This is a genomic window from uncultured Anaerococcus sp. (genome assembly GCF_963512375.1).
In the GTDB taxonomy this organism is placed as follows: Bacteria; Bacillota; Clostridia; order Tissierellales; family Peptoniphilaceae; genus Anaerococcus.
The window spans coordinates 23,533-50,333 of the sequence record NZ_CAUPMI010000018.1 but is presented as its reverse complement, the minus strand read 5'-3'; the positions used below and the strand labels follow the sequence as shown (position 1 = coordinate 50,333).

At 31.2% G+C, this 26,801-nt stretch carries 28 protein-coding genes and 1 pseudogene; 4 read left to right on the top strand and 25 right to left on the bottom strand.

From position 1 onward, the window contains the following. Nucleotides 1–632 precede the first annotated feature (632 nt). The 7 genes from RRB46_RS08255 to RRB46_RS08225 form a co-directional block, all read right to left on the bottom strand. A complete protein-coding gene (locus RRB46_RS08255; RefSeq protein WP_296129421.1) occupies nucleotides 633–851 on the bottom strand; it encodes a hypothetical protein in 219 nt (72 codons plus the stop codon). A 31-nt stretch (nucleotides 852–882) separates the two neighbouring features. After that, entirely contained in the window at nucleotides 883–2,367 is a 1,485-nt protein-coding gene (locus tag RRB46_RS08250) for a hypothetical protein (RefSeq protein WP_311538168.1), read from the bottom strand. 171 nt (nucleotides 2,368–2,538) lie between these two features. Beyond that, a complete protein-coding gene (locus RRB46_RS08245; protein ID WP_311538167.1) occupies nucleotides 2,539–4,971 on the bottom strand; it encodes an ABC transporter permease in 2,433 nt (810 codons plus the stop codon). After that, the gene (locus RRB46_RS08240) at nucleotides 4,964–5,644 is read right to left on the bottom strand and encodes an ABC transporter ATP-binding protein (protein WP_311538166.1); all 681 of its coding nucleotides are present in this window, start codon (nucleotides 5,642–5,644) and stop codon (nucleotides 4,964–4,966) included. Before RRB46_RS08240 ends, RRB46_RS08245 begins: the two co-directional genes overlap by 8 nt. Nucleotides 5,645–5,690: 46 nt before the next feature. Then, nucleotides 5,691–6,551: a HAMP domain-containing sensor histidine kinase gene (locus RRB46_RS08235; RefSeq protein ID WP_311538165.1), complete on the bottom strand. Its 861-nt coding sequence runs from the start codon at nucleotides 6,549–6,551 to the stop codon at nucleotides 5,691–5,693. Then, nucleotides 6,552–7,202: a response regulator transcription factor gene (locus tag RRB46_RS08230; protein ID WP_297690085.1), complete on the bottom strand. Its 651-nt coding sequence runs from the start codon at nucleotides 7,200–7,202 to the stop codon at nucleotides 6,552–6,554. A 29-nt stretch (nucleotides 7,203–7,231) separates the two neighbouring features. Further along, nucleotides 7,232–7,636 (bottom strand): GNAT family N-acetyltransferase, encoded by a 405-nt coding sequence (locus RRB46_RS08225; protein WP_311538164.1) that lies wholly within the window; start codon nucleotides 7,634–7,636, stop codon nucleotides 7,232–7,234. 217 nt (nucleotides 7,637–7,853) lie between these two features. Between RRB46_RS08225 and RRB46_RS08220 the strand changes: the two genes are divergently transcribed. Next, entirely contained in the window at nucleotides 7,854–9,713 is a 1,860-nt protein-coding gene (locus tag RRB46_RS08220) for a hypothetical protein (RefSeq protein ID WP_311538163.1), read from the top strand. A gap of 49 nt (nucleotides 9,714–9,762) precedes the next feature. Here the strand turns inward: RRB46_RS08220 and RRB46_RS08215 are convergent, their stop codons facing one another. From RRB46_RS08215 to RRB46_RS08185, 7 genes are all read right to left on the bottom strand, one after another. Beyond that, nucleotides 9,763–9,912 (bottom strand): hypothetical protein, encoded by a 150-nt coding sequence (locus RRB46_RS08215; RefSeq protein ID WP_311538162.1) that lies wholly within the window; start codon nucleotides 9,910–9,912, stop codon nucleotides 9,763–9,765. 111 nt (nucleotides 9,913–10,023) lie between these two features. Then, nucleotides 10,024–10,431, bottom strand: a complete 408-nt coding sequence (locus tag RRB46_RS08210) for a hypothetical protein (protein ID WP_311538161.1) — start codon at nucleotides 10,429–10,431, stop codon at nucleotides 10,024–10,026. 24 nt (nucleotides 10,432–10,455) lie between these two features. Then, a complete protein-coding gene (locus RRB46_RS08205) occupies nucleotides 10,456–11,076 on the bottom strand; it encodes a class I SAM-dependent methyltransferase (protein WP_311538160.1) in 621 nt (206 codons plus the stop codon). Between the two features lie 43 nt (nucleotides 11,077–11,119). Next, nucleotides 11,120–11,656 carry a histidine phosphatase family protein gene (locus RRB46_RS08200; RefSeq protein ID WP_311538159.1) on the bottom strand — a complete coding sequence of 179 codons (537 nt, stop codon included), beginning with the start codon at nucleotides 11,654–11,656 and terminating at the stop codon, nucleotides 11,120–11,122. A 12-nt stretch (nucleotides 11,657–11,668) separates the two neighbouring features. Then, a complete protein-coding gene (locus tag RRB46_RS08195; RefSeq protein ID WP_311538158.1) occupies nucleotides 11,669–12,775 on the bottom strand; it encodes a hypothetical protein in 1,107 nt (368 codons plus the stop codon). Continuing rightward, complete coding sequence (locus RRB46_RS08190) at nucleotides 12,762–14,234, bottom strand: hypothetical protein (RefSeq protein ID WP_311538157.1); 1,473 nt, start codon at nucleotides 14,232–14,234, stop codon at nucleotides 12,762–12,764. The genes RRB46_RS08195 and RRB46_RS08190 overlap by 14 nt, the downstream gene beginning before the upstream one ends. Before the next feature lie 211 nt (nucleotides 14,235–14,445). Beyond that, nucleotides 14,446–14,862: a DUF5301 domain-containing protein gene (locus RRB46_RS08185; protein WP_311538156.1), complete on the bottom strand. Its 417-nt coding sequence runs from the start codon at nucleotides 14,860–14,862 to the stop codon at nucleotides 14,446–14,448. A gap of 531 nt (nucleotides 14,863–15,393) precedes the next feature. On the opposite strand from RRB46_RS08185, the pseudogene RRB46_RS10640 reads away from it, so the two are divergent. Together RRB46_RS10640 and RRB46_RS08180 are read left to right on the top strand one after the other, a co-directional pair. After that, a pseudogene (locus RRB46_RS10640) lies at nucleotides 15,394–15,547 on the top strand (relaxase); the annotation flags it as partial. Between the two features lie 216 nt (nucleotides 15,548–15,763). Then, nucleotides 15,764–16,054: a transposase gene (locus RRB46_RS08180; RefSeq protein ID WP_399530134.1), complete on the top strand. Its 291-nt coding sequence runs from the start codon at nucleotides 15,764–15,766 to the stop codon at nucleotides 16,052–16,054. 265 nt (nucleotides 16,055–16,319) lie between these two features. On the opposite strand, the gene RRB46_RS08175 is transcribed toward RRB46_RS08180, so the two are convergent. From RRB46_RS08175 to RRB46_RS08150, 6 genes are all read right to left on the bottom strand, one after another. Further along, nucleotides 16,320–16,925, bottom strand: coding sequence for a CadD family cadmium resistance transporter (locus RRB46_RS08175; protein ID WP_311538155.1), 606 nt, complete (start codon nucleotides 16,923–16,925; stop codon nucleotides 16,320–16,322). A 335-nt stretch (nucleotides 16,926–17,260) separates the two neighbouring features. Next, complete coding sequence (locus RRB46_RS08170; protein ID WP_311538154.1) at nucleotides 17,261–17,692, bottom strand: hypothetical protein; 432 nt, start codon at nucleotides 17,690–17,692, stop codon at nucleotides 17,261–17,263. A 180-nt stretch (nucleotides 17,693–17,872) separates the two neighbouring features. Further along, on the bottom strand, nucleotides 17,873–19,666 hold the full coding sequence (locus RRB46_RS08165; RefSeq protein ID WP_311538153.1) for an oleate hydratase: 1,794 nt from the start codon (nucleotides 19,664–19,666) through the stop codon (nucleotides 17,873–17,875). Nucleotides 19,667–19,765: 99 nt separating this feature from the next. Beyond that, nucleotides 19,766–20,356 (bottom strand): TetR/AcrR family transcriptional regulator, encoded by a 591-nt coding sequence (locus RRB46_RS08160; RefSeq protein ID WP_297690107.1) that lies wholly within the window; start codon nucleotides 20,354–20,356, stop codon nucleotides 19,766–19,768. A 127-nt stretch (nucleotides 20,357–20,483) separates the two neighbouring features. Next, the gene (locus RRB46_RS08155) at nucleotides 20,484–21,443 is read right to left on the bottom strand and encodes an aromatic acid exporter family protein (protein ID WP_311538152.1); all 960 of its coding nucleotides are present in this window, start codon (nucleotides 21,441–21,443) and stop codon (nucleotides 20,484–20,486) included. Nucleotides 21,444–21,575: 132 nt separating this feature from the next. Then, entirely contained in the window at nucleotides 21,576–21,962 is a 387-nt protein-coding gene (locus RRB46_RS08150) for a ferritin family protein (protein ID WP_297690112.1), read from the bottom strand. 535 nt (nucleotides 21,963–22,497) lie between these two features. Between RRB46_RS08150 and RRB46_RS08145 the strand changes: the two genes are divergently transcribed. Further along, nucleotides 22,498–23,028 carry a hypothetical protein gene (locus RRB46_RS08145; RefSeq protein WP_311538151.1) on the top strand — a complete coding sequence of 177 codons (531 nt, stop codon included), beginning with the start codon at nucleotides 22,498–22,500 and terminating at the stop codon, nucleotides 23,026–23,028. 186 nt (nucleotides 23,029–23,214) lie between these two features. Here the strand turns inward: RRB46_RS08145 and RRB46_RS08140 are convergent, their stop codons facing one another. The 5 genes from RRB46_RS08140 to RRB46_RS08120 form a co-directional block, all read right to left on the bottom strand. Beyond that, a complete protein-coding gene (locus tag RRB46_RS08140) occupies nucleotides 23,215–23,637 on the bottom strand; it encodes an arsenate reductase ArsC (RefSeq protein ID WP_311538150.1) in 423 nt (140 codons plus the stop codon). Nucleotide 23,638: 1 nt separating this feature from the next. Then, nucleotides 23,639–24,028, bottom strand: coding sequence for a thioredoxin family protein (locus tag RRB46_RS08135; protein WP_311538149.1), 390 nt, complete (start codon nucleotides 24,026–24,028; stop codon nucleotides 23,639–23,641). Between the two features lie 84 nt (nucleotides 24,029–24,112). Further along, entirely contained in the window at nucleotides 24,113–25,108 is a 996-nt protein-coding gene (locus RRB46_RS08130; protein ID WP_311538148.1) for a permease, read from the bottom strand. 2 nt (nucleotides 25,109–25,110) lie between these two features. Then, nucleotides 25,111–26,184 (bottom strand): ACR3 family arsenite efflux transporter, encoded by a 1,074-nt coding sequence (arsB, locus tag RRB46_RS08125; RefSeq protein ID WP_311538147.1) that lies wholly within the window; start codon nucleotides 26,182–26,184, stop codon nucleotides 25,111–25,113. 60 nt (nucleotides 26,185–26,244) lie between these two features. After that, nucleotides 26,245–26,556, bottom strand: coding sequence for a metalloregulator ArsR/SmtB family transcription factor (locus tag RRB46_RS08120; RefSeq protein WP_311538146.1), 312 nt, complete (start codon nucleotides 26,554–26,556; stop codon nucleotides 26,245–26,247). Between the last annotated feature and the right edge of the window lie 245 nt (nucleotides 26,557–26,801).

The window sequence follows — 26,801 nt, the reverse complement described above, 5'->3', positions numbered from 1 at the left end:
GTGCCATAAATTACAAGATTAATTATTTTCTCTTGACATTTGATAGCTGGTCTAATATATTTGTTATTCTTTGAACATATTAGCACATAATTTGATTAAAGTCAATGATAATGATAATTTATATCAATTCAAAAAAATATATTACTATTTACATTAAGTTTAATTTATAACAATTCTAAAAATGTCATTTAAAATATTAATATCATATATGATACTATTGTCTAAATTTATTACCCCTTAAGTTGCTGATTTTTTCTTATTAGAACACATATAGAAAATAAAAATATCCGACAATCTCTTTATTAAACTACGACCATACCATCCTAATAAATCACCTTTTCTTTCCTCTTTCTATACCATTCGAAATTTTAGTATAAATTATATAATTTTATCTTCTAAATTAAATTTTTTTAATCTTTTACTCTTAGTCAAGCAAGAAATAAACTTTTTAAAAATCTCTTATAGATTTTCTGCAATCCTTTAGACATCGATTTTCATCTTTTTTCTAAAGGCTGTCTTCCTGCTATTGAAAATAAGAAAAAAATCGGAAGACTTATTTTTATTTGAAAGTCCTCCGATTTTTTATTTATTATTTACTTTTCGATAAATTTATACGAAACTTATTAATACTCTTAATTTAAAAAATTGAATGGGAAAATTAAAAATTCGCTCCTTGTGGAGTATGAGCCATCTTTTTCTACAAGTATGTAAGTCCTATAGGAGTATAAGATTGCCTTAATAGATTCTAATTCTCCTTCATTCCCTCCGCCTGTGATTGGAAAGAAAATGATTAGTACTATGAGAATAATTATTATCTTCCTTTTTTTCTTAACTATTTTTTGATTTTTCATAAATTTATACTTTTGTTTGAAATTTTATTTATTAACCTACCCTTATCAAAGATCGCATTATATCATACATTGTAGGTGAGTATGTCTCATTTTGTATTTGTTTAGACCAATCAAATACTTCTTCTCCATTTAAAACTTCATCTGGAAGTGTCATTGTCCCATCCTTCATAGAAAGTGAAGGCGAAAACTCATAGACATCATCCCTATATCTTATGGTGATTTTTCCATTTGGGCCAAGGTCACTCATATTTTGGCAAATAAAGGTTGGACCGCAACAAGCGTTTGAATCTAGATATACATTGTCTACTTCTTTTAACTTTCCATCGTTCGATATTTCAAGTTCCTTTAGGGCTACCGATGCATTTTTATATTTAGGAATTAATAAATAACACTGTTCGCCTACTAGGTAAGGTAGGTCTCCTACTTGGCTTTCTTTGATGGTTACTAGCATGCTTGGATCTTCGTAATTTAAGAAGACATTTGTCCAAGCATGTAATTTTTTCAAAGTTTCTTGAAGGCTATTTTCATCTACAGCCCCTCCTAAATAAATCATGAAAGCCTGATACTTATCATCATTTGGATCTATTCCAAGCTTTATGGCCATTTTTAAATACTCATCAGAAATAGGATTATCGTCAAAATTATTTGTCTTTAGTTTTAAAATTGATGGACAACGTCCCATTTCCGGACTTTCATATTGAGCAAAGACAAAGACTGGCTTACCTACTTCATCTATATATATTTGACGATCTTTGTTTCCATAATTATCCCAGAGGTCATTTAAAACTAGGCCTGTGTAGTTACTTGGGTTATAAATATAGGAAGAATCCTTTATATCCCTATAATAGATTTTTGTATAAATGGCCTGTTCTTCTCTCAAGGAATTCTCAACCATAGGTAAAATCTCATCTTTTTCCACTCCCAAATCTGCCATAAGTTCTTCGTCGCTAATAAAATTTCCATCAGGAAGGGAAAAGTTAAAGACTGTGTATCGAGTATACTCCCCATCCCAATAATCGTAATTTTCAATCATTATGCTTAGGACCTTCTCATCTTGATAAACAGAAAATGTGGCATAAGCTCCTATCTCCTTGCCTTCTATCTCCTTCTTATGGTCCTCATATTTTTCCTTAATTCTAGCGGCTATCTCATCGATTTCCTCGTTGGCTTTCTTTGCATCATCAGATTCTAAAAGAATCCTTGGTAGGTGGATGCCATTGTCATATCTCTTGGCTGATTCAATACGCTCTTTATCGATAAAATCATTCCATACTTGCCTGTCCTCAACATAAGAAGAAACTGAGCCTAACTTTGCCCCCTCAACTTGTTTTAATTTTTTTGAAAGCTTTGACTCAGAAATTTTATCTTGAGTTTTAGTATTATCCTTTTTATTTGAGATATATGTATCATGCTTTACTTCTGCGTCTGGCTCAACTTTATCATTACCTTTCTGACAACCAGTAAAAATAAAAGTAGCCAACCCTAGTATTACAAAAACCTTAGACATTCTTTTCATAATATTCCTCCTTATAATTAATACCCATAAAAAGCCTACAAGCATACTTTTCAACGATTTTAAAGAAAATATGGAGGAGAAATTTAGCTAAGAAAAAAAATAATTTATGATGAGAATTATATAGATGAAATCTACAAAAGGGCTCAAAACAGAGCCCCTCTTAATTTCAAATTAATCTGCCCTTATCAAATCTATAGTTGGTTTATCTAGGATTCTTTTTAGGGATAGATGGTAGATTAATATATTTATGGCATAAACTATCAAGGCAAATCCTAAATACATTTTATAGTCATAATATTTTACAAGTATTGATAAGTTAAATTGTGGTGACAAAGCACTTACTATTATCATAACAAGTAAAGTTATACATGTAACTAAAAGAAATGATTTTAGTTGTTCTACAACAAATTCTTTCTCATACTTTTCTTTTAATTCATCAATATCCATACCTGATGAATATAAGCTTCCTATTTCTTTTTTCCTAGATATCAATGATATGTTTATTGATGAATAACCATTTGTTACATTTAAGATAAATATAATTAGCCCTACTGCTAAGGATATATATAGAAAATACTTTAGAGAAGATGCTTCTTGCTCTGCTATTTCTTTACCAACAAACACATCATATCTTTCATTGATTTTAAGCGATTCTCTTAGTTTATTTTCTATAAATTCTTTGGCACTCGATAAGTCTTTATCATCTACCTTCATCTTCAATGTAAATGGATAATTTTGGTAATTTACATCTTTAGCTTCTTCAATTAATTTAAAATAAGTTTCCAAATCAGTGAAAATATTTACAACAAAGGGAAATGGCTTAATTTCGATTTCGCCTGTATCATAAATTTGTTTTGAAATCTTGATTTTCTTTTCAAAATCAACCATAGAAATATCTATATTATCTGGATTTTTAAAATATTTGACCATCTGTGCAGTGTCTATTTGTTCTAATGGGTCTGCTTGCACCTTATTATATAAGATAAATTCCCCCTTTTTTCCACCAAGTTTTTCTAAATCTTTTATATCAAGTCCAATAAGCGAGCCTTGTAAATATTCCTTTGATTTTTCTTTAAGATTTTCCCTAATCTTCTCATCTATTTTGTATATTTTTGCTTCATCAGCAAATTCTAAATTATTTTTAATAGCAACAGATTGATCTTTATATATTATAGATTTTTTGTTTCCTATATCTTTTTTTATAGCCTTCAAAACTTCCGGTACTTTTTTCTCAGAGCTATAATAAACAGTGGAAATATTATAAGAACTGTCATAATCATAATAATCTCTGAAATACTTACTTATGGATATTGTCAATATAAACATAGATATTATTAAAATACCAATTGCTGAAATATACCTTTGGCTTTTGATAGAAGAAAGATTGTTATTTCTTAATTCCTTCCATAAATCATCATTTTTCTTTTTCTTAGATCTCGATAAGTCAATATTTTCCCTTATGCCGTCTATTATATTTATTTTTGAAATCTTCCTAGCAGGTTTTATTATAGATAAACTCACCACTAAAAATGAGACAAATAATATAATCATTGTTAGAAGTGGGCTAAATCTTACATATTCAAATTTTGATATTTGTAAGTTTTTTTGTGAAAAATCATATAGACCATATATTATGCCAAATCCAAACAAGTGGCCTAATATGATAGGGATAATTGAAATTAGACTAGCTTCTTTAAATAACAACTTATATATTTGAAAATTTGTTGATCCTATTGATTTATATATTGATAATTCTTTAATTTTCCTAAGTCCCCAAACCCAAAAAATATTTCTTATAAAAAAGATAAAAATACCAATCATTAAAATAAGAATAAATACCATCACTGCCTTAGCCATTATTTTTTCTAGCCAAGTATCATTTACCCTATAATATTTTTCTATACTTTCAAAAAATTTTATCTCTATTTTCCTGCCAAGTCGTTTTGAAATTTCATTTTCAAATATTTTTTTATTTAAATGGAAATCCACAAAATCATCAAATCTTAATACTACTGGTTGGGGTTCACTTGTTGTGTCGTAAATAAGTCCATAGGATAAGCCAGCATATTTATTGTAGACATCTTCATAAATTCCAACTAGTTTATAGGATTTCTCCTCTGTTTTATTAAAATTTTCTTTTTCTAGTCTTGAATTTGTAGGATCTAATTCTTTTTTATCAAGAAATCTTTTACCAAAACTTATAGGGATTTCATCTCCTATTTTTAGTTTGTGCTTTTCCACAAGAGATTTTGATAACATTATCTCCCTAGAATTTTCTGGAAATCTTCCTTCCTCAGTAAATGAAAATTCTCTCATTTTGTTAATATGATTATCCTGTCTATACATAACTATTAAATCATCACCAAACTGTGCACTTGTGAAATTAATATTAAATCGACCTGCTTCTTTGACACCATCTATTTCTCTAATTTTTTTAAGATTTTCTTCGCTTAGGTGGTCATCTATATGGGCATCAGCAAAATTTGACGCCCTTGTTTGCATATAGTTTGCGTCTAGATTCACCTTGGCAAAATAAAATACCACCGTAAAAAACAAGGAGACTATAAAGACTGAGATAAAAATTGGAAAATTTTTCTTATTCATTTTTCTCATCTCCTATTATTTTCCCATCCACTATGGTCACGATTCGACCGGCTTCTAGGGCTATTTTTTCGTCATGGGTTATAAGAATAATAGTTTGTTTTAGAGTTTTATTAAAATATTTGAAGATTTCAATTATTTCCTTAGAATTTTTCCTATCGAGATTACCTGTTGGTTCATCTGCTAGGATGATTGATGGTCTATAGATCAAAGATCTTGCTATGGCAACTCTTTGCTGCTGACCTCCTGATAATTCACTTGGGAAAGAGTCTAGTTTATTTTCTATGCCAAGTTTTCTGACCGTATCTAAAAGGTCTTCTTCATTGATTTTTCTTTTATCTAGCTTTAAAGGCAACTCAATATTGTGCCTGACTGTCAAATTTTGGATCAGATTATAAAATTGATAAATGAGCCCTACCTTCCTCCTGCGAAATAGGGCAAGTTCCTTTGATGTATACTTAGAGATGTCATTGCCATCTATGTAGACCTTGCCAGAAGTTGGGCTATCTACCCCTCCTATAATGTGCAAGAGAGTAGATTTTCCTGACCCACTTGGGCCAACTATCGCTACAAATTCGCCTCTTTCTATACTGAGGTCTACCCCGTCTAAGGCCACCACCTTAGAATTTCCATCACCATATTCTTTTCTTAAATTTTCTACTTTTAATATTTCCATACTTTCCTGCCTTCCTTAAGCTAAGTATATAAAAGTAAAGTGATTTTTAGGTGACATTGTAGAATTTTATTTCAAATTTTGCTCCCTTGTCATAATTGCTAACAGAAATTTCACCATTGTTTTTTTCTACAATGGTTTTAGCCATGTCTAGACCTATACCAAAACCTTTGGAATCTGGAGTCTTGTAAAAGCGTTTGAATATCTTTTTGATATCATCTTCATGAATTCCTCCCCCATCATCTTCTATAAGCAGACTTGTATAGAGAGGATTTTTGTAAGATGAAATGGTGATTTTTTGGCAATTTGGCCTATTATCAGCATTTTTTAAAATGTTGATAAGGGCTTCAGCTAGCCAATAAAAATCTCCATAGATTATATTTTCTTTTAAATCATCACTAATTTCTAATTTAGTGGACTCTTTTAAAGTTAAGCTATCAAGAGCGTAGGCCACTAATTCATCCAAACGAATCTCTTCCTTTTTCATTAGATCCTTATTAGCATCTAGGCTTGATAATTTGAGCAGGATATCCGATAGAGAATTTAATCTTAGGGTCTGCCTTTTTAAAATCTCAATATCTTCATTTGCAGGATAATCCATTTCTAGATTTTCTATAGAAAAAACCATGGATGTGATAGGAGTTTTTATCTGATGGGCAATGTCTTCTAGATATTCTACTTGCTTTTGGCTATTTTTAGTGGTCGTTTCCTTAGCCTCAACTATCTCTATAAAAAGTTTATATAGCTTATCTTCAAGAAGCGAAAAATTATCTTGCTTCATGGGTATCGAGTAATTTTGATTTTTCATATTTTCTATCAAATTTATAAGGTCATTTATTCTATTTTTCTTCCTTTTTTCCAAAAAATAATAAAGTAGACAGAGGCTTATTATCCAAAATACATAAATCATTTAGTCCATCCTATAACCTATTCCTCTGACAGTTGTAATGACTTCCTTGTCTAATTTCTCTCTGATTCTTTTGATGGTCGAAGTTAGAGTATTATCATTTACAAACTTATCCCTATCCTCCCAAAAGGTTTCCAAAAGCTGGCCCCTAGTGTAGACCCTGTGAGGATTTTTAATAAATAGAGCTAGGATTTCATACTCAAGTGGGGTAATGTCAATATTTTCACCCTTAAAATAAAGCTTTGAATCATTTAAATCTATTTTTAAATCCTTATAGGAAATAATTTTATCTTGGCCAAGGGGAATAGTTCTTAAAACCGCATCAATTCTAGCCCTTAAAATAGCAAGAGAAAAAGGCTTTGTAAGGTAATCATCTGCCCCTTGATCAAGGGCGGTAATTATAAAATCCTCATCATTTTTAACAGTTGTAACAAGGACCCTTATATCTTTTTCCTTTAATTTTTCAATCAAATGCTGGCCGTCCTTATCAGGCAAATTAATATCAAGAAGAGCCACATCAAAGTCGATATTTAACTTGAAACTAGCCTCATAAAAAGACCCAGCTATTTCCACATCATAGCCATTTTTAGTCAGATATTTTTCCATCTGAAAGGCAATATCTTCATTATCCTCTATAATTAAAATCTTTGTCATTTACAATATCTCAATTCTAGTAATTGTTACTACAATAGTCTCATAAATCCACAACAGCCTAATTCAGAAAATTCTTCAAAGCCTTGGGAAGAATAAAATCCAATAGTTTCTGGGGCCATATCTGTTGTTAGCTCAATTTGTCTTACATTTGGATATAAATCCATCATAGAGTCAAGGAGGGCTTTGCCTATTCCCTTTCTTTGGTAGTCTGGTAAGACTAAGATATCTTGGATAAATATAATAGTATATCCATCCCCAACAGCACGAATCACGCCAAGTAGTTTTTCATCTTCAAAGGCAGCTAGGATCTTCAATGAATTCTCATATCCCTTAATCAAGGCATCCATATCATCAGTATAAGAAGTCCATCCAACCGAATCATAAAGATCTCTTATCTGATCAACATTAAAATCTGTATATTCTCTAATTTCCATATTTCTCTCCTATTTGTTAATATTTCATATAAAAAGTCTAAGATTTAAGACTTCCTATTTAAAAATATCGTGTCTACATTTTTAACTTAATCATATAACGACAGCCAATACTTGTCAATTATATTAATTATTGGTTTACGTTAGCTAATTTTAATGACCTAAGCCTTTATATAAGCACATTTTATTTAAAATATAGTATAGTGTTATCATCAGAGAGGTGAAATATGAAAGTAAAGAAATTTATGATCCAACACTAGCCCTTGCTTGTGCCTTTATAGCTAAGCCATCCTATGCTAATGAAGGTGATCAAAATAATGTTCCATTGACTAATCATCTTGAAAAATCAACAGAAGATTTGATGGAAGAAAAACAAAATCTAAAAAATTTAATAGAAGAAACTAAAAAAAGTCCTAATTATCTAAAAGCTTCAGATCAAATAAAATTCTTATATAATAGGGCAATAGAATTTAATTCTAAAGCCTTAGATCAGGATAGAAATGAATGGTTAATTTTTTCTATAGATAACCTAAAAAAAGATTTAGAATTGATTGAAAAGCTAACTAAAGATGATTATCAGGATGAGATTGAAACAAATGAAGATTCGCCTTATTTTAAGGACCCTTCATATAAAGTTGCTTATTTAAGACTTGATAAAGAAAAGCGAGCTTTACTGGATGAATTTGCAAAAAATAAAGATAAACCTGAAGCATTGACAAAAGATGATCTAAAAAATCTAGTCGAAGCAAGAAAATTAGTATTTTTTAGTGACTGGCTCTATCCTTTTATGGAGGATGAGAATCATGATGGCCTTATTTCCGAAAATAAGTATTTAGAGGATAAAATAAAATCCGATGCTGATTTATTTGAAAAATACAGGAGAGCTGACATTGATAAACGAAATAAATTAATGAAAGAGGATCTTAATAACTCAAATAATCCTCCTGAAAATGATCCTACAAGTGATGAGGATAATAAGGATAAAAATCCAAACCAAAAAGAAGAAGACACTCCTACAAATACCGATACTAACCCAGAAGAAGATGAAAAAAGCAAATACAAATACCAATCTATGTTTTATATAAAAAATAAGACAAGGGAATTTTATGATAGGCTTAGCGATGACCAGAGAAAAGAATTGGATAAAATGAATACTGACGGTGATGGCGTATTAAGTATTGAAGAACTTGAAAAATCAGCCAATTACCAACTTCCGATTATGAAGGATAAAGATTGGCTATACCCTTTTATGTATGATAAAAACGAAGACGGTATCATAGATGATTCTGACAGAAATTCAAACAATGCTTCTGAAAATACTGATAACACAAATAATCCACAAACAGGTACTACAAATAATGAAGAAAAAAAAGCTGAAGATTTAATAGATGAAAAATATAAAAATTCAGCATTCTATAATAATAGTAAGACTAAAGAAGCCTATTTAAAATTAAGTGATGACAGAAAAGAAATCCTTGATAAGATGAATACAGACGGAAAATATCCTTTAACTATAGAGGAAGTCAAAAATTCAGGCATGTTTAAAATACCAGTTCATAAGGATGATTGGATATATCCATTTATGATTGATAGGAATAACAGCGGAGAAGTTGGTGAATATGATGGACAGTTCGAAGACGCCGAACCTAGTGAAAAACAAGCAAGTAAAAAGCCAAATGCTAAGATTATAACAACTCAAGAACAAGCAAGTCAAAATCAGTATAAGCAAAGTCAAAAAGTAGAACCTATCCAAGGCCAAGAAAAAGTAGTAACTGAATCCAGCACTAAGACTGTAGATCAGCAAGGTCAAGCACAGACTGAATCAAGTCCAAAGTTAATAACCTATGTAGATAAGCAAAACCTAGCTCAAACTGAATCCAGTCCAAGGCCTATAACTTATAATAATCAACAAAGCCCTACACAAGTAGTTGAGAAAGCCCAAGCAAAGCAGCCAACATATAAAACAGTTGCAAATACCAATGTAAAAACAGGTATCAAAGGGCTGGGAGCAATAGTGATAGTTTTAATAATTTCAACTATAGGATCCCTCCTGCTAAGAAAAAAGAAAATCGAAAAATAAATAAGAAAGTTTTATGATTTGTATAAGATAAGTTTGATTTTAACCAGAGTTAGAATATCCTAGCTCTGGTTTTTGTATTAAATAACTTTTTAATCATTCCTTCGTAAAAATCAATCTTGGCAAAATCTTTATTGTTATTATTATCATTTCTATAGGAATCTTTTGAAGATTCCTCATAGATTTTTAGAAATTGTTCCATACTTGGTATTCTAAATTCAATTACTTCAAAATTAACAAGGTCTATATCCTCTTCATAGATTCTTACAAAGTCATAAAGAGAGCTTATAACTTAAAATTATAAATCTTTAATTTAGTCCTTCAAAATATATTTTTCCATCCTATAGCAAATGTATACCATGCCTAGAATTAAAGGTATTAGTATAATAAACAAGCCAATAAGCCAGTCATATAGGTTAAAAAATTCACCAGATACCATCGTAATCAAACTAATGACAATACCTACTAATCCTAACTTAATGCTAGACCTATACCAATAGTCGTTTCCATTTATCCAATTTGCCTCACTTTTAGCAAGTCTCGGCACAAGATAATGGGACAAGCCCACATACTTATATGAATCTAATCTCTCCCTTCCTCCTCTAAGTTCTTCTCTAATTTCTTTTGGTGGATAGGGTTTTGGATTTTTTAAAAGATTGTAATTCACGATAATAATTAAAATATTTATTCCTAACAATAGTAAATATAATTTATTAGTCATTTTCCACCCCTAATAAAAAATTTATTAAGATACCTTCTGTGCAATAATAACACCAATCGGTGCAAGAGCCCCATATAGCAAATTCATTTCAACTACTGAAAACCCTTGTTCCTCAACAAATTTTTCAAATTGTTCTTTATTCCATTCTTGATACATTTTAAATCCAAAAATAGACATCAAAGTCTTTTTGACTTTCCTCTCTTTACCCTCTTTCCATAGAAAGGTAGGTGCAAATAAAATTCCATTAGCTTTTAAGACCCTGTGAATTTCTTTCATTGCATAATCTGGATTTGGCATGATATGAAGCGCATTAGAGATTAACACACAATCAAATTTTTCATTAGCATAGGATAAATCTGTTGCATCTGCTGTTTCAAATCTAAGATTATCGTATTGCCCATGATTTTTAGCCTCTATAATCATTTGTTCAGAAAAGTCCGTAGCAAGCCAGCTTTTCGTATGTTTTGAAAGACTAAAAGATAATTGACCAGATCCACAAGCAAGCTCAAGCACTTCCATGTCTTTATTCAAATAAGGAATAATGGATTCACAAATCTTATTATAAACCCCTTTATCTTTTTTCATAAAGGGTGCATAAAGTTTAGCAAATTTATCCCAAAAATTTTTATTGCTTTTATCAGTCACTTGCACTACTCCTTTTAAATAAACTTGTATATAAATAAAGTGATTATATATCTACTTCAACGATTCCTGCATCTTTTATTTGAAAATGCGTTTCTTTATTTGTATAAGCTATACCATTTTCCAAACACAATATTATATTAATAACTCCGCCATGGGTAAGCAGTAGGGCATTTCTCTTTCCAACTTGTTTTTTAAAATTATACCATGCTCCCTTAATACGAATAAAAAATTCTTCCGGGCTTTCACCCCCAGGCCATGTTTCCGTCCAAGCAAGTGTCCTCCAATATTTGCCAGGATATTTTTTAAAAGCTACCGATTTTTCCATACCGGCTAATAATCCATTATTAACTTCACGAAATTGAGGCAAATATGTGATATCTATAGAAAGTGAATCAGCCACAATCTCAGCAGTTTCTTTTGCTCGCTTTAAATCACTAGAATAGATACTAGTAATACCCTTGTCTAATAATTTATGCTTTGCCCTATTAACCTGTGCCCTACCAATTTCTGTTAGCCCATATTCACTCCATCCACCGAGGCGATTGTCTGGATCAGCACCATGTCTCATTAAATAAATCATTTAAAAATATCCTCAATGCTCATACTTAGATCCTAAGACCTCAAAGACAAGATCAATAATATCAATATCAAATTTCTCCTTTGAAATCCCACTTGACTCAAGAAAATCCTTATTTTTTTTAAGTGATTTCCACAAGAGAGTTTTAGTTTCATCATCTATCTCAATTTTATAAAGCATATTGGCAAGTGATATAATTAAATCCTTATTATCGTCGTATATACTACTATTTGTATTTTTACTATTCGCATCTATAAAAGATTCAAAATCCTCTAGCGAATATTTTGCTTCTAATCCTTTGATTGGATTTATTAAAAGCTGTGTTGATGAATGCATTAAATTAACATAAGAACCTAATGCGTATTGCTGTTTTTCTGTCATCAAATCATAGTCAATGCCAAAGGTCTTAATGTTTTCTATTGCCTCATCTAAGCTTTCACACTCGTCATTGATTCGTTTTATACGCTCTAAAATTTCTATAATTGCAAGTTCATATGACTTTATATCTCTAAGACTTATGATCGTAAAGAGATTCTCTAATTTCTTTTTATCATTACTATTATTAAAAAAGAGTAATCCGCTCGCCAAAAACGATACTCCTGCAATGGCCCATCCTACAGGACCAGCCATGGTAAGAAAAGCGTTACCTGCTGCCATTCCTCCTCCACCTGCAGCTAAAGCTCCTCCTCCAAGCCATGCTAAAGCCGCATTTGTTGCTGCAGCACCACTTAAAGCAGAGATAGCAGTTCCTGTTGATGCAAGGCCAAATGTAGTTGCAACTCCCATAGCCGCAGTTGGACCAAATGTTACAACTGCAAGGCCAAGGCCAGCGCCAGCTGCACCAGCTCCAGTATTTTTAACAAGTGTTTTCTTATATTCTTTTTCAATATTCTCAGCTTGCTCTTTCCAAGCAGCTTTTTCCTTCTCCAATTTTTTATATTCAAATTTTTCATCACTAGGAATATTACGGATATTATCGAATAAGTCTTGGATTTTTGTTAATGAGTCATATAGTTTTTTTGTATGATTACCGAGATCTTCAATCGTAATATTAGTAAGATTTATTGTTGCTTGTAACTTATCCTGGGCTTGTTGAAGTTTACTTTTTTTATTCGTTTTCACAAGAATTTCCCTCCTTAAAATAAGAGTCAATGTCTGCTTTGCTTCGCAATATCTGATTCTTTGGAACATTTCTTTTCTCTGCTAAAAGAACAGATTTTTCAAAGGCTTCTATATACATATCACTTTCCTTCAATTCCTGAGTAAACAAAAGGAGGTCTTCATCATCATATACTTCTGACAGGATTTTTAATCCATCAATATAATCAGAAATAATTATTTTTTCTTGTCTTAAGGAAAAATTCTCCTTTTGTGCTTGATATCGTTTTAACCCTCTATTAGCCTCACCATATAAAGAAATTGTAAATCTACCTAGACCCACAATATTTAATCGCATCAAAAATTGATCTATTCTAAAACTCCCAGCACCTTGGATAAATCCTTGGGCAAGAGCATCTCCCACATCAAGTAAACAAAATGTTCCATGAGCCACGGTAAGCATTCTTTTTACACTAGCATTAGAAAAAGGCTCGCATAATTCCCACATCAAGGCAAAAGACCTATCCCCATCTTGATTATCCATAAAATATCTAACCAAACGCCTAATGGAATAAACCATCCTAACTAATAAGTCATTGACAAATACTGGTATAGCTTTAGCCGCTTCAAATCTTATATCATATCCTTGCTTATATATATCAAGAGCTAATTTATTGACAGACCTATCAAATTCTATATTTGAAATATTAAGCTTCCTCTTAATAGCAATAATATCATTTGTCCAAGCCCAGAAAGGTGAAGGTATACCCATACCTCGTCCCTTACTAGCTGAAGAGCCAGACATATCAGAAATCAAATGACCCAGCCAATTTATAAATCCACAAAATAATTTAGCAGATATATTAGCTCCTTGGAGGATAAAATTATCATCAGCTTCCTGTAATGAAATCAATTCTCCTTCGGAAACGAAATGCGATGTATTTGCAAACTGATCAAGAATTGAGAAAAATAATCCTAATAAGCTTGGATTATGGCCCAATGATTTAAAATGATGGTTCCTTGGATTAAGGTCAAAGACCCTTCTCGCAGCATCACCCGCTCCTGTCTGGTCGTAGGGAACCTTAAATTTCTTCTCTAAATATTTTATTGCTGAGGAAAGAGAATCATTGTTATTTCCATCCCAACCACAAAGCTTAGCAAAATCCATAGTACGATTTTCAAACCAATTGTCCGTAATATCCCCAATCACTGATTCACCTGCTTTTCCCACAAGGAAGATATCCATAAGTCCACAAATTGCACCACTAGCAGCAGCAAGTATATAGTCAGTTTTATCACATTCTGGAGTAAGCTTTTTAAGCGTATTTTCATTTTCATTAAGTTTAGAATTTATCTCATCCATCTCAAGCTCTGCAAGCCTCATAGCCGTCTGTATGTTAGAAGCAAATTCATATCCCTCTTCACTTATACCAAGATCTAATAATAGTGCTATTTCATTATTCTTTTCACTCGAGATGTCCATCTATCTCCTCCATTTGCCGTCTACTTCTAAATTTTTAAAAAATTCGAATCTTAAATTTGAGGTTTTCAAAACTCCGTTAAACCAAAGTAAATTCTTGATTAATTTTAATATATATAGAAATCTTTTCCTTGCTTACAGCTTTCATACAAGTCTTATAGTTTTTATAACTTATAGCTTACAAGTGCAATAAGCATGGTTTTGTTGAATATCATTATTTAATCATATTACCACTGATTTTATCAAATGTTTCTACTCTTAATTTCCAAATACCTTGATATGGCTGCTCAACATAGCTAATGTTCTTGTCTTTATATAAATACGCAATGCTTGGACTTCCTTCTACGTTTTTGTAATGAAATTTAATAATAAGATAATCATTAATATTTGTAGGTTGGTCGTTAACATTTTCCCTACCGGTATCATCGGTGTTTTCCAAAATATCTTCAATTATTCCGGATATTTCATCTTTATTCTCAATTTTTAAACATTCTTCTGAAGTATTCTTCATAATTTCAATTTCTTTTACTTCTTCGGCTTTTGGTAGATTTATTTTTTTATTACTACCACCACATGCAGTTAATGATAAAATAGTGATTAAAACTATTGCTATACCAAAATATTTTTTCATAGTTTTCATCTCCTTTTTTCGATTTATTGTAATGCTCCCCATTAAAATCTACACTATTTTAATCTGTACAATCGTGTTGAAACCTTTAAAATCAAATTTTTCTATAAGATGCTCCTTGATTTATGTATTAGTAACTTTACTTTTTATACCTATCAAGTCATACTCATCCATCTCAATTTAAATGTTTAGTTTTTTATCATATCAAGTTTAGAAAATAGTGCTACCGTCTCCAAATACCTTGTCTTTTACTTGGAATATAATTTTTTATCCTCGTCATTCTTGTAGGAACAAAATTTATCAATGTTATTGACTTTGGCATTTATTCTTTTATCTTTAAGGTTATTAGAATCTTGATTATCTTTAATTCCTGTTTTGAAATAGAATGTCAACTCATAAGGATGGAATGAACTGTCTTTATAAATTATACCAAACAAAAGAGTATCAACAATAATTGCAAATACTGGTCTGTTAAAATCTTCTATAATATCTCCATTCTTTAGAACCTTTATAAAAAATCAACAGAAGGAACTGGTGATTAATGTAGTAATTACAAAAATATCTCCTATAATATAACTCTAAATTTGGCGATAGATTATAATAAAGAAAAAAATTTTGAAAAACATTGGTATATCCATTCAAATGTCATCCATTTACTGCACATATTCAATTTATGAAAAAAAGAAAAACGATATATTGAACTGACCCCCAAAAGTTAGACCAAAAAACTAACTAAAGGAGGTCAGTTTTAAGGGCAAAATATAGCACTGAATTCAAAAATGAAAGTAGTAAGAGAATATTTAAAATACAGTATCTCATATAAATCTTTATCAGGTAAATATTACATACCATCAGAAATGTCAAAATCCCCAAAGAAATCAAAAAACACTAAAGTAGAAAGGATATTTCACTCAGATCAAGGCTGGGCATATCAAAAAATCAATATACATCAAGATTAGAAACAAAGGGAATCACTCAATTCATGTCCAGAAAAGGCAACTACTTAGACAACTCGCCAATGGAAAACTTCTTTGGAATACTTAAACAAGAAATATATTACGGAAGAAAATTCTACTCATATGAACACTTAAAACAAACAATAGAAGATTTCATAAAATATTACATCGAAGAAAGAATAAAAGAAAAATTAGGATACTTATCGCCTGTAGAATATAGAAAGAAGAGTGTAGCATAAAAAATGGGGTTGTTGCAGAATGAATAAATCGTCCCAAATCATTAGAGGAACCTCCACGAAAATTTTGCCTCCATGAGCCGGCAGGCTAGGTAAAAAATTTTCTAAGAGAACCCTCTAATGATGGGACGATAATTATTCATAGTTTTGCAACAGTCCCAGGACAAAGAAATACCAGAGCTAGTTTAGTTCTAACTCTGGTATTAGGTTCAACTTCGTGGGGTCACCTTAGATTTCCTTTAATAGGTCTGAAATATAAAAATAACTATTAACTTGTGATTAGTGAAATCAAATAATTAATCGTTCCATTTTCAATCAATATATAGAGACCGAGCCCAATAAACACGACTGGTACAATTATTTTTTCGTACTTTTCTACAATCTCTCCGATAGCAGAAATTGAGGCGAGATTTTGAGATAATTTGCATAGAACTAAAATCCCTAAGACAAATATTACCAGACTTATACCAATCTCAATCAAACTCTTTCCTGTAAAATAGGGAATATAAATTCCTAAATTATCTCCACCCATTGCCACTGTTAAACTTGTAAATGCTAAGATTTTTGATCCATTTCCGGTAATTTTTCCCTCGATGTCTTCTTCATCAATATCCTCATCCACAAAAATTGCTCTTATACCAAGACCTAGTGGAATTAGACCAAGGAGTCCGATAATCCAATCTTGTGGAATAAAATTCAAAAAGTAAGCGGCAATAAGACTAACCAAAACAAGCAGTCCTGTACCTAAATACTGCCCTGCATAAATTGATTTCAAGCCTTTCTTGCCTTGACTGGCGAATAAAATAGTCAAAACAACTAAGTAGTCAATTGATGTAGAGACAAAAACTAATAAAGCGGATACTATTGTTTCCATTATTTCTCCTTTCAAAATGTTTAATTTTTATAACCAATCAAAAATTGACTGCAAACACATTGTGCCTTGGCAGTTGCCAAAGGAGACAATTGAAGAAATAATTTCACAATTTTCCCACCTTTCCTTTTAATATTAGCTAAAGTATACTTAAACAGTCGGATTTTGTCAAGTATGCTGATAGATATCCACGCAAACTATAGAGATTGAAATTATATAACATTAGATAAACAAAGTGTTATTTACAGACCCTAACCGGCTTATTTGCCATGCTCAAATTTAAACTCTAAATAGCAAGTAGAAAAGTAAAATTAATTTGCTTTTCTACTTGACTTTTGTTAGCAGGTTTTTAGAGATTCTATTATTCTCTTCTTAGCTTCAAGAACATAGGGTACTGCTACAAGTTTTTCGTTAGATCCAGTTTGGATATCCTCAAGTAGCTGTCTATGGTAATAGTATTGCCAAGCATCTGGAGAATCTTTGATTATTTCTCCTAGTTTTTTCGTATAGGATTCTATCTTATCTACCCTATATCTTGTAGCTTCATTACTTCCATATAAGTTAGAATTATAATTTTTCTGATTATTTTTTCTCTCTAGTTCTAAAAAAAATTTTTCATAACTTATTAAATTTTCTATATCCTCTATTAGCTTTTTATATTTATCTTGCTCACTTTTTAAATAATTTCTGTATTTTTTTATTAGTTCGTTTTCTATAATTGGATTTTTTTCTTGAGCCTCAACTTTTCGAAATCTTTTAAAAAAATTCACCTTGCCCTTTTGACGTAGAACCTTTCTTACTTGCCTCATACCTTAAAACATTTTCATATATAGCTTGAATCTCTTCTAAAGTAAGTACACTTTCTTTATTCAAGTTGGCCATAATTGTTACTCTCCTTATTAAAAAGATTGGGACGATTATTATCGCCCCATCTTTATTTTTATAAATTATTAAATTATATTAAATTCTTTTAACATTTCTTCTATATCAGTTCCCTTGATAAGTTTTGCAACTTTCATTTTTTGTAGTGGACTAAGTGGAAGCTTAGGTTTTTTACCATCTGATAAGGCAACCATACCGTTTAGTAGGTATCTTATGTCATATCTTGAAGCATATACTTCTGGGACAGCTTTTTCTACACCACAAAGTACATAAACAGCTTCCATTGCAGTTCTACCTGAATATTCTGTAGTAAATACGGTATCTCTTCCTGGATCATCTAGTGTTTCTGCAAATTGTCCTAAAAAGGCAAAGTTAACTCCACCCTTTGGAACTACATAAGGTCTATCGCCAGCTTTTCTAGGCATAAATTGAGATGTGATATAAGGCATCATAACTGGTACTGCTGTACAAGTTTCAGCAAGTGCATCAATTTCATTTACAGGAACACCAATGTGGTATAACCATTCTTTTGTGATTTCTTTACCTGTACAATCTCTCATTTTTTTCTTGATGTAATCGCCTTCTACATCTGTAAATAGTCCATAAACCCAAACACAAACGTCATTTTCAGGTTGCTCTGGATATTGACCTTGTCTATTAATTGTCCAGCTCATTAACCAGCTTGAATCAACACAAGTTACAATACCACCTGTTACAGTTTTACCACCATATGGGCTTCTCTTTGTGATTTTTTCAATATATTTTGGAACTGATTCATCGTGGCATGTTACTGTACATGATTCCCAGTTACTTTTTTCTACATCTGAGCAGAATACTTCAGGTCTACCAAAATCATCTGATTTTTTGGCTATATTTTTCCACATTTCCCAGCAACCAGTTTGTTCATCGCTAAGTTCTGCTGGTGTGTTATCATCGCCATAACTTGAGTTTTCTGTCATAGAACCATTTGTTATAAATACAAGGTCATTTTCTGTAAGATCAATTGACTTATCATTTCCAATTTTATCTTCAGCGATAATTTTTGTTGCAACTTTTTTATTTTCTGAAATATCAAAGTCAACATCAACTACCTTGGTGTTATATTGGAATTTACATCCATGATCTTCAAGGTATCTAACCATAGGTTTTACAATTGAATTGTATTGGTCATATCTTGTAAACCTAAGGGCAGATAGGTTTGTAAGACCTCCTACGTGGTGGATGAATCTATTTAAGTATAGTTTCATTTCTAGGGCAGAATGCCAGTTTTCGAAGGCAAACATTGTTCTCCAAAGTGTCCAAAAGTCTGAATTTAAGAGTCCATCAGAGAAAATATCTTCGATAGCCTTATCTTCAAGCAATTCATCCTTGGTCATACAAAGTTCAGCAATTTCCTTAACTTGATCTTGAGTCAAATTGAATTTGCCATTGTCATAACGTTCACCTTGTTTATGAGTGATACGACAATTACTATAGTTTGGATCGTCGTAGTTAGTATAGAAGTAATCATCTAAAACACTCATTTCTGGGTTTTCTAGACTTGGTATAGAGCTCCAAATATCCCATAGACATTCAAAGTGTCCACCAGTTTCTCTACCACCACGGGCAACATAACCTCTTGTATCCATGTATTCACCGTCAAGTGAACCACCAGGTATATCTAATTGTTCTAAGAAGGTAATTTTATTGCCTTCCATATGAGCATCTCTAATTAAGAAACAAGCTGCAGTTAGTGAAGCAATACCTGTTCCTATTAAGTAAGCAGATTTTTCTTCGATTCCTTTAGGCCTTCTAGCCTTAACTAGTCTTTGAAAATCTCCATTAGTAAGTTTTAATCTTTTATCATGAGTTTTAAGTTCCATAACTTCTCCTTTAATAACTTAATATTATCATCTTATATTTATATTAAATCATGAAAAGAGAAAAAATTCATCTACCAAAACTAGTTTTTTGTCCAAAGTTTACTCAATCTCTATACTTTGGGTAACCTTTTCCAGGTTTTCACTCCTTTTTAATGACAACAAAATATTTCCATCCATTAATTTCCCTATCCTATTAGTGACTAAAACAGGGTCGGTTTTCATATCAGTCGCTATCCATTGTATAAGTGAAGTACTTAGAGCACACTGATAAAAATAAGATATTAGATTAATATCAGTTTCTTTTGCTCTAGTATCCTTTGATATGTGTTTGACATATTTCGTAATAACTTCACCTGCCATAGAATATACATATTTTTCTACATTCGCCTTATAGTCAGAAAAGTAAATATGTCTTATAGCTCTTTTATTTTCCAGGATAAAGGTTGCTGCCAAGATAAAACTATCTTCCCATGAAAGATTTTCATTAAATTCCTCAATCACTACATCAAGCTCTGACTTGAATATTTCTTTTATTAATTGTTCTAAATTTTCATAGTGGTAGTAAAAAGTTTTTCTTTCAATATCACACTTCTTGGCTAATTCAGTAACAGTTATCTTATTTAATGTTTTTTTATCTAAAAGATTCATAAATTCTTTTTTTATTAAATCTTCAGTATAGTTTTTGCTCATATAATTGCACCTTCTTAGTAGTTAATTTTTCCTTAAAAGTAGGATTATAAACCCTATATTTTAAATTTTGGCATCTTAATCAATCTTTGCTAGAAATTTTTTATTGTAAAGGCTAAAACTTAATCCTTTAATTTCTAGGAATATTACTTATAATCTTGCTTATATCTATAAATTGGTTTAGACTTCTAAAAACTTGAAAAATTGATGATTGTATGATAAAATCTTCGTGAGTTTCTGGAAGTTCCATCATATGAAAATGTTCTTCTAAAAATTCTATCCTTTTTTTAACCTTAACCATATCACCATTATCACTAAGATTGTTTGCAGTATCAATCATTAGATCAGATATCAATTTCCCATCGGCAAATTCTTTAGGTATTGATTTTAAATCATCATACATCTCCATCAAAAGATCCATCTCCCTTTCCCTATGGCTAAGGCCTATCAGTAGATTCTTGCTATTTTCTATACGATTATCATTTTCAATAATCGCAAGATCAAGGGCCTTGTTTATGTCATCTTCAAGCTTTTCGATCTTTCCTTCATATATTTTAACATCTAAATTATTTACAAGAGTATCTCCAAAAAATATCAAGATATCCTTGATATCTCCATCAATATCCTCTATCCACTTTTTCAACTCATCCTGACTTTCTGGTGCATATAAGTTAGTAAGCATGGCAAATCCTGTTCCTATAAAGATAAGACCCAGTTCATTAAAGATAATTGATGAATTAATTTCTCCATAGCTTAATAGATGTGTAACTACCACGCTTGAAGGACCCAGGCCTAGTTCAATTTTTAATAGGAAAGATATAGGCACAAATAAGAGTAAATATAGGCCAAATGCCCAAGTTTTGTAGTCAAAAATTTCAAATATCAAAATCCCTAAAACAAGAGCTATTATAGCAGATAAGGTTCTTTTAAGTCCACCCTTAATAGTGGCCTTTCTAGTCTCAAATATATCAAGGATGGTAATAATCCCTGCTGAAGATGAGAAACTAAGTCCTAAGGCTTGGGCTACAAGTAAGGATAGGGTAGCTGCTATAGCTGTTTTTATAGTTGTGCTAAGTAATGTTTTGTTCATAATTATTCCTAATTGTAAAACTTATTTTTATATCTTTATATATTTTAATTTAATCTTTGTTTTACTGATCGTGGGTATTTCATATAATACTCAAATCTTAACCTAAGCAAAATATTTAAAGCATTAGTTTTTTTATAATAAGCTTGCGACCATATCGCCGTGCCTTTTTTCATCCTTCCTAACGCTTTCGATTTCTGGAAACTTTTTTGCTACTAGACCATAATTTTCAGAAGCTTTATACTCACCATTTACAATTTTTGGATACAATCTTTTTTTACCGATTAGCTTATAAAGGATAGGCATAAAGAAAGCCAAGCTTTTCTTTGGTTTTAAATTTTTCCTTGTAAGTTTATGAAATACCGCAGCATGGTGACCCTCCTCTGCTGCAAGCTTTCTAAAAGTAGCCGCATCATTTTTATCCTTAACTACATCAGCGAGGGCTCGGTACATCAAAACTACATCTAATTCTCCTTGTTGAGATTTCAATAATATTTTCATATCTTCTTTACTTATAGTCATATTCTTTCCCCTAGTTTTTATTTTCATTTTATATTGTTAAAAAATTTCAATTTATCTTCGATATATTTATTATATGAATTTTTAGATAAAATGACAATAAAAAACCCGACTTAAAACACTCTATAACGTATGTCGGAAAATTTTACTAGTTATTGTTTTTTATTGAATAGGCAACTGATTATACATGACTTGAGTGGTCAGTATGGATAAAATTCTAATTCTTAAAAAGGCTCGCATGTGGAAATATATATATTAAATTATTCCTAAATTCTATTAACTTTTATATTAAGGGTATATAAAATTACAATCTCTTACACTTTTTGTATCCAAGAAGTACATGGATGACGCGCTGCTTCAAAAGACCTATACCACGGATTTCCTGACAAAGAAGCGCATCAAGAACAACGGCGACATTCCTCAATACTACGATGAAGTCGACCACGAAGCAATCATTCCAAAGGAGCTCTTAATGTAGGTGCAGGCAGAGCTTGTCCGCCGTCGGGTAGTCCGTGTCAGCCCGACAGGAAAGAATGGTATGGATACAATAAATAATGAAGAAACAAAAGCTGAAGATTTAATTGATGAAAAATTTAAAAATTCGGCATTTTACAAGAATAGCAAAACTAGAAAAGACTATCTAGATCTAAGTGACGACAGAAAAGAAATCCTTGATAAGATGAATACAGATGGCAAATATCCTTTAACCATAGAGGAAGCAAAAAATTCAGGCATGTTTAAATTGCCAATTCATAAGAGTGAGTGGATATATCCATTTATGATTGATAGGAATAACAGCGGAGAAGTTGGTGAATATGATGGTGTGTTTGACGATTCTCAACCAAGTGATAAAAAATCAAGTGAAAAGCCAAATTCTGAGCTCGTAACAAATCAAGAACAAGTAAATCAAGATCAGTCTAAGCAAAGTCAAAAAGTAGAACCTATCCAAAGCCAAGAAAAAGTAGTAACTGAATCCATCACTAAGACTGTAGACCAGCAAGGTCAGGCACAGACTGAATCAAAATATAAATTACCCTATTTATCTTTATATAAATATTATATCTTGTAAAAATTAATAATAGCTGTTCCTATCCAATTAGGAATATTAAAAACTAGAGATCTGAATTAGAAAAGTTTTAAAATTGAAAATATGTAAAAAAGCTATATCTACCTACCGGCATTCGAGATAAAAATCTCTAGCAAATAGGAATTATAGCTACTAAAAATAATTAATGATTTGTTCAAAAATCAACTTCTATTTTTCATTCAAACCAATTTCATTTTTCTTAATTCTAAGGCTTAAATCCTTAATATTTTTTTCTATTTTAGATATAATTTTCCTAAAAAAGTCATCGTCTTGATCTGTTGGATCTTCTAAATTCCAATCCTCTGTATATTGATTTTCTACAATAGGACAAATTACATCACAGCCCATAGTAATTGATATATCAATATCTAGTAGGTCAGAAATTAATTTTGAATGTTGGGTTTTCTCCATGTCAATATTGTATATATCTTTCATTAGCCTAACAGCATCTTGATTTATTTGGTCTTTGATTTGTGTTCCAGCTGAATAGGAGTCAAACACATCTGAAGCAAATTTTTTCCCTAAGGCTTCTGCAATTTGGCTCCTACAGCTATTATGGACACATATAAATGCAACTTTTGGCTTTCTCATTTTAATTTACACCATTGTCTTCTAATAAATCTTTCACTTCATCCTTGTTTAAAACTTTGCCATATGATACAACTTTGCCGTTTATAACTAAGGCTGGAGTAGACATAACTCCATAACTTGCGATTTGAGAAAAGTCTGTAATATGGTCTATATCTTCTTCGACATTAAGTTCAGCCAGTGCTTCCCTAGTTGATCTTTCTAAAGCAATACACTTAGCGCAACCGGAACCTAATATCTTTATCCCCTTTTCTTCTGCTTTTTCTATATTATCTGACGAGTAATCTACATGACAACAAGTTGATTTTTTAACTTCCTTATTATTAACAGGCTCACAATTGCCTCCACAAGTACAATCTTTCTCTTTTTTATCTTTCTTACCAAATAATCTCATTTTTTCCTCCTTATTCCATAACTATTGTTTTCACAACAGCATATATTTTTACTTTCTTCCTAATAATTTCATTATAGTTATCCATTAAATTAAAATAGGGCTAATAATATTAAATAAGTAACCTACAACAATTATACCAAAAATACAAATTCCTATAAATAGAAATAAAAGCTTTGGTTTAACTGCTTTTTTTAACATAATCAATGATGGTAGACTTAGTGTAGTAACTGCCATCATAAAAGATAGGACGGTTCCAAGTTGGGCGCCTTTTGCTAATAGAGCTTCTGCTATTGGTATAGTTCCAAAAATATCAGCATACATTGGTATTCCTACAATAGTTGCCAAAACTACTCCAAATGGATTATTGCTTCCTAAGATATTTTCCACCCAAGTTTGAGGGATCCAATTGTGTATCAATGACCCAATGCCCACACCTACTAAAATATAAGGGAAAACTTTTTTGAAAGTATCACTGACTTGAGTTTTACAAAAATCAACCCTATCTTTTACCGTTAAGCTTGGAGAGCTAATATCAACTTGACTAGCATTTTTTATAAAATCTTCTACATAACTTTCCATATGCATTTTTTCAATGAGACTACCACCAATTACAGCAATAATTAGCCCGAAGATAACATATGCTAGGGCTATTTTACCTCCAAAGATACTCATTAGTAAAATAAGGCTACCCAAATCAACCATTGGAGAAGATATTAAAAATGAAAAACTCACTCCAATAGGCAAACCAGCACTTGTAAAGCCCATGAAAATAGGGATTGAAGAGCATGAACAAAAAGGTGTTACTGTGCCTAGTAAAGCAGATATGATATTTGCCCCTAATCCATCAAAACGTCCCAGAATTTTTTTGCTTCTTTCAGGTGGGAAATAGCTTTGAATATAAGAAATTATAAAAATCAACACGCAAAGTAATATTGTAATTTTTATAAAATCATATATGAAAAATTGTAAGCTTCCTCCAAGTTTTGTGCTTATATCAAGGCCAAGATTTGTCAATACATTTCCTATCAATTCATTGAGCCATTTCATACCTAGAATTTGATCTTGAATAAAACTCCACATACCTAAGCTCCATAAACTTTAGATTCTTGATTTTCTAAAAACCAGTGTTTTGTATTATTAGCAATATTTACTAAGAATAACATAACTGGGACTTCAGTAAGGACCCCTACTGTGCAAGCTAATGCAACTGGTGAATCTATCCCAAATATTGCTATTGCAACAGCTACAGATAATTCAAAGAAATTTGAAGCTCCAATCATACCTGCTGGTGCAGCTATTTCAAAAGGTAAGCCTACTTTTTTGCTTACACCATAGGCAATAGTAAAAATTAGGAAAGTTTGAATGGTAAGTGGAATAGCTATCAATAAAATATGAAATGGGTTTTCTAAAATTACATTTGCTTGTGAAGAAAATATAATTATTAGGGTCAATAGTAGTCCAACTGTTGTCATTCCATCAAATTTACTTGAAAATTGTTTTTCAAAATAATCCTTTCCTCTTTTATCAATTACTATTTTCCTTGTGATAACACCTCCTAGTAATGGAATAGCAACAAATAAAAACACACTAGTAAATAATGTGCTATAGGGTACTACAACATTAGATACACCTAATAAAAACTTCACTATAGGTACAAAAGCAATTAAAATTATTAAATCATTTGTGGCTACTTGAACCACAGTGTAAGCAGGGTCACCCTTTGTAAGAGTCGACCAGACAAAAACCATAGCAGTGCATGGCGCAGCTCCGAGCAAAACAGCCCCCGCTAAATAATCACCTGCCAAATCATTAGGAATGATATTTTTAAATATAATAAAGAAAAACAAATAAGCTATTCCAAACATAGTAAATGGTTTTATTAGCCAATTAACAGCCCATGTTACAAACAAACCTTTTGGATTTTCTCTAACTCTTTTAATACTTTGAAAATCTACTTTCATCATCATTGGATAAATCATAATCCAAATTAATATCGCTATCGGCACAGATATACCAGCAATTTGAATTTTACCTAAAGCAGATGGGATTATAGGTATATATTTTCCTATAAGTACCCCAACAATCATACAAAACAATACCCATAAAGTTAGGTATTTTTGAAATACATTAATTCCTTTATTCTTATTTTTTTCCATAGTTCATCCTCCTCCTTTAGTATAGACATATTCAAATATTTCTATGTGTGGTCAAAAAAATTACTTATCCCAAGTGTGACAAATACATCCCTCTCCGTTATCAAATATTTCCTTTAAGTCGGATTGCATCTCATTTAAAATCTTTTTATTGGCAATGTAATATATGTTTTTTCCTTCTCTTCGACTAATAACTAGATTAGCCTCCTCTAATCTTTTCATATCATTAGATAAGGTTGGTTGTGTTATATCGAATTTCTCTAATATCTCACAGGCACAGAGCTCATTGCAAGATAACATGTCTATAATTTCTAATCTTTTTGGATCACTCAAAACTTTTAATTTTTTTGATATATCTATATATTTATTCTTCAAGTAAGCCTCCTTCCTCTCTTCATATAAAATTTTACATTCATATAGAAGATTGTCAATGCGTTTTTCTTTCTTCTCTTAACATAATTCTTATTGTTTTTCTTACTAGCTCAACTCATTTATATCTACAAATTTGACTTCTCTCTGTACACTCCACCTAAAATATCCACAATGTATGGAGACTCTACAATAATTTATAAATATACTCTTCCCTCCAAATAAAATTTAAAGCAAAAAATTAGGCCTTT

Excerpts from the sequence above, each read along its gene's own strand:
- RRB46_RS08255 (WP_296129421.1), bottom strand. The coding sequence starts at position 851 with ATGAAAAATCAAAAAATAGTTAAGAAAAAAAGGAAGATAATAATTATT.
- RRB46_RS08250 (WP_311538168.1), bottom strand. The coding sequence starts at position 2,367 with ATGAAAAGAATGTCTAAGGTTTTTGTAATACTAGGGTTGGCTACTTTT.
- RRB46_RS08245 (WP_311538167.1), bottom strand. The coding sequence starts at position 4,971 with ATGAATAAGAAAAATTTTCCAATTTTTATCTCAGTCTTTATAGTCTCC.
- RRB46_RS08240 (WP_311538166.1), bottom strand. The coding sequence starts at position 5,644 with ATGGAAATATTAAAAGTAGAAAATTTAAGAAAAGAATATGGTGATGGA.
- RRB46_RS08235 (WP_311538165.1), bottom strand. The coding sequence starts at position 6,551 with ATGATTTATGTATTTTGGATAATAAGCCTCTGTCTACTTTATTATTTT.
- RRB46_RS08230 (WP_297690085.1), bottom strand. The coding sequence starts at position 7,202 with ATGACAAAGATTTTAATTATAGAGGATAATGAAGATATTGCCTTTCAG.
- RRB46_RS08225 (WP_311538164.1), bottom strand. The coding sequence starts at position 7,636 with ATGGAAATTAGAGAATATACAGATTTTAATGTTGATCAGATAAGAGAT.
- RRB46_RS08215 (WP_311538162.1), bottom strand. The coding sequence starts at position 9,912 with ATGGAACAATTTCTAAAAATCTATGAGGAATCTTCAAAAGATTCCTAT.
- RRB46_RS08210 (WP_311538161.1), bottom strand. The coding sequence starts at position 10,431 with ATGACTAATAAATTATATTTACTATTGTTAGGAATAAATATTTTAATT.
- RRB46_RS08200 (WP_311538159.1), bottom strand. The coding sequence starts at position 11,656 with ATGATTTATTTAATGAGACATGGTGCTGATCCAGACAATCGCCTCGGT.
- RRB46_RS08190 (WP_311538157.1), bottom strand. The coding sequence starts at position 14,234 with ATGGACATCTCGAGTGAAAAGAATAATGAAATAGCACTATTATTAGAT.
- RRB46_RS08185 (WP_311538156.1), bottom strand. The coding sequence starts at position 14,862 with ATGAAAAAATATTTTGGTATAGCAATAGTTTTAATCACTATTTTATCA.
- RRB46_RS08175 (WP_311538155.1), bottom strand. The coding sequence starts at position 16,925 with ATGGAAACAATAGTATCCGCTTTATTAGTTTTTGTCTCTACATCAATT.
- RRB46_RS08165 (WP_311538153.1), bottom strand. The coding sequence starts at position 19,666 with ATGGAACTTAAAACTCATGATAAAAGATTAAAACTTACTAATGGAGAT.
- RRB46_RS08160 (WP_297690107.1), bottom strand. The coding sequence starts at position 20,356 with ATGAGCAAAAACTATACTGAAGATTTAATAAAAAAAGAATTTATGAAT.
- RRB46_RS08155 (WP_311538152.1), bottom strand. The coding sequence starts at position 21,443 with ATGAACAAAACATTACTTAGCACAACTATAAAAACAGCTATAGCAGCT.
- RRB46_RS08150 (WP_297690112.1), bottom strand. The coding sequence starts at position 21,962 with ATGACTATAAGTAAAGAAGATATGAAAATATTATTGAAATCTCAACAA.
- RRB46_RS08145 (WP_311538151.1), top strand. The coding sequence starts at position 22,498 with ATGGATACAATAAATAATGAAGAAACAAAAGCTGAAGATTTAATTGAT.
- RRB46_RS08140 (WP_311538150.1), bottom strand. The coding sequence starts at position 23,637 with ATGAGAAAGCCAAAAGTTGCATTTATATGTGTCCATAATAGCTGTAGG.
- RRB46_RS08135 (WP_311538149.1), bottom strand. The coding sequence starts at position 24,028 with ATGAGATTATTTGGTAAGAAAGATAAAAAAGAGAAAGATTGTACTTGT.
- RRB46_RS08130 (WP_311538148.1), bottom strand. The coding sequence starts at position 25,108 with ATGTGGAGTTTTATTCAAGATCAAATTCTAGGTATGAAATGGCTCAAT.
- arsB (WP_311538147.1), bottom strand. The coding sequence starts at position 26,184 with ATGGAAAAAAATAAGAATAAAGGAATTAATGTATTTCAAAAATACCTA.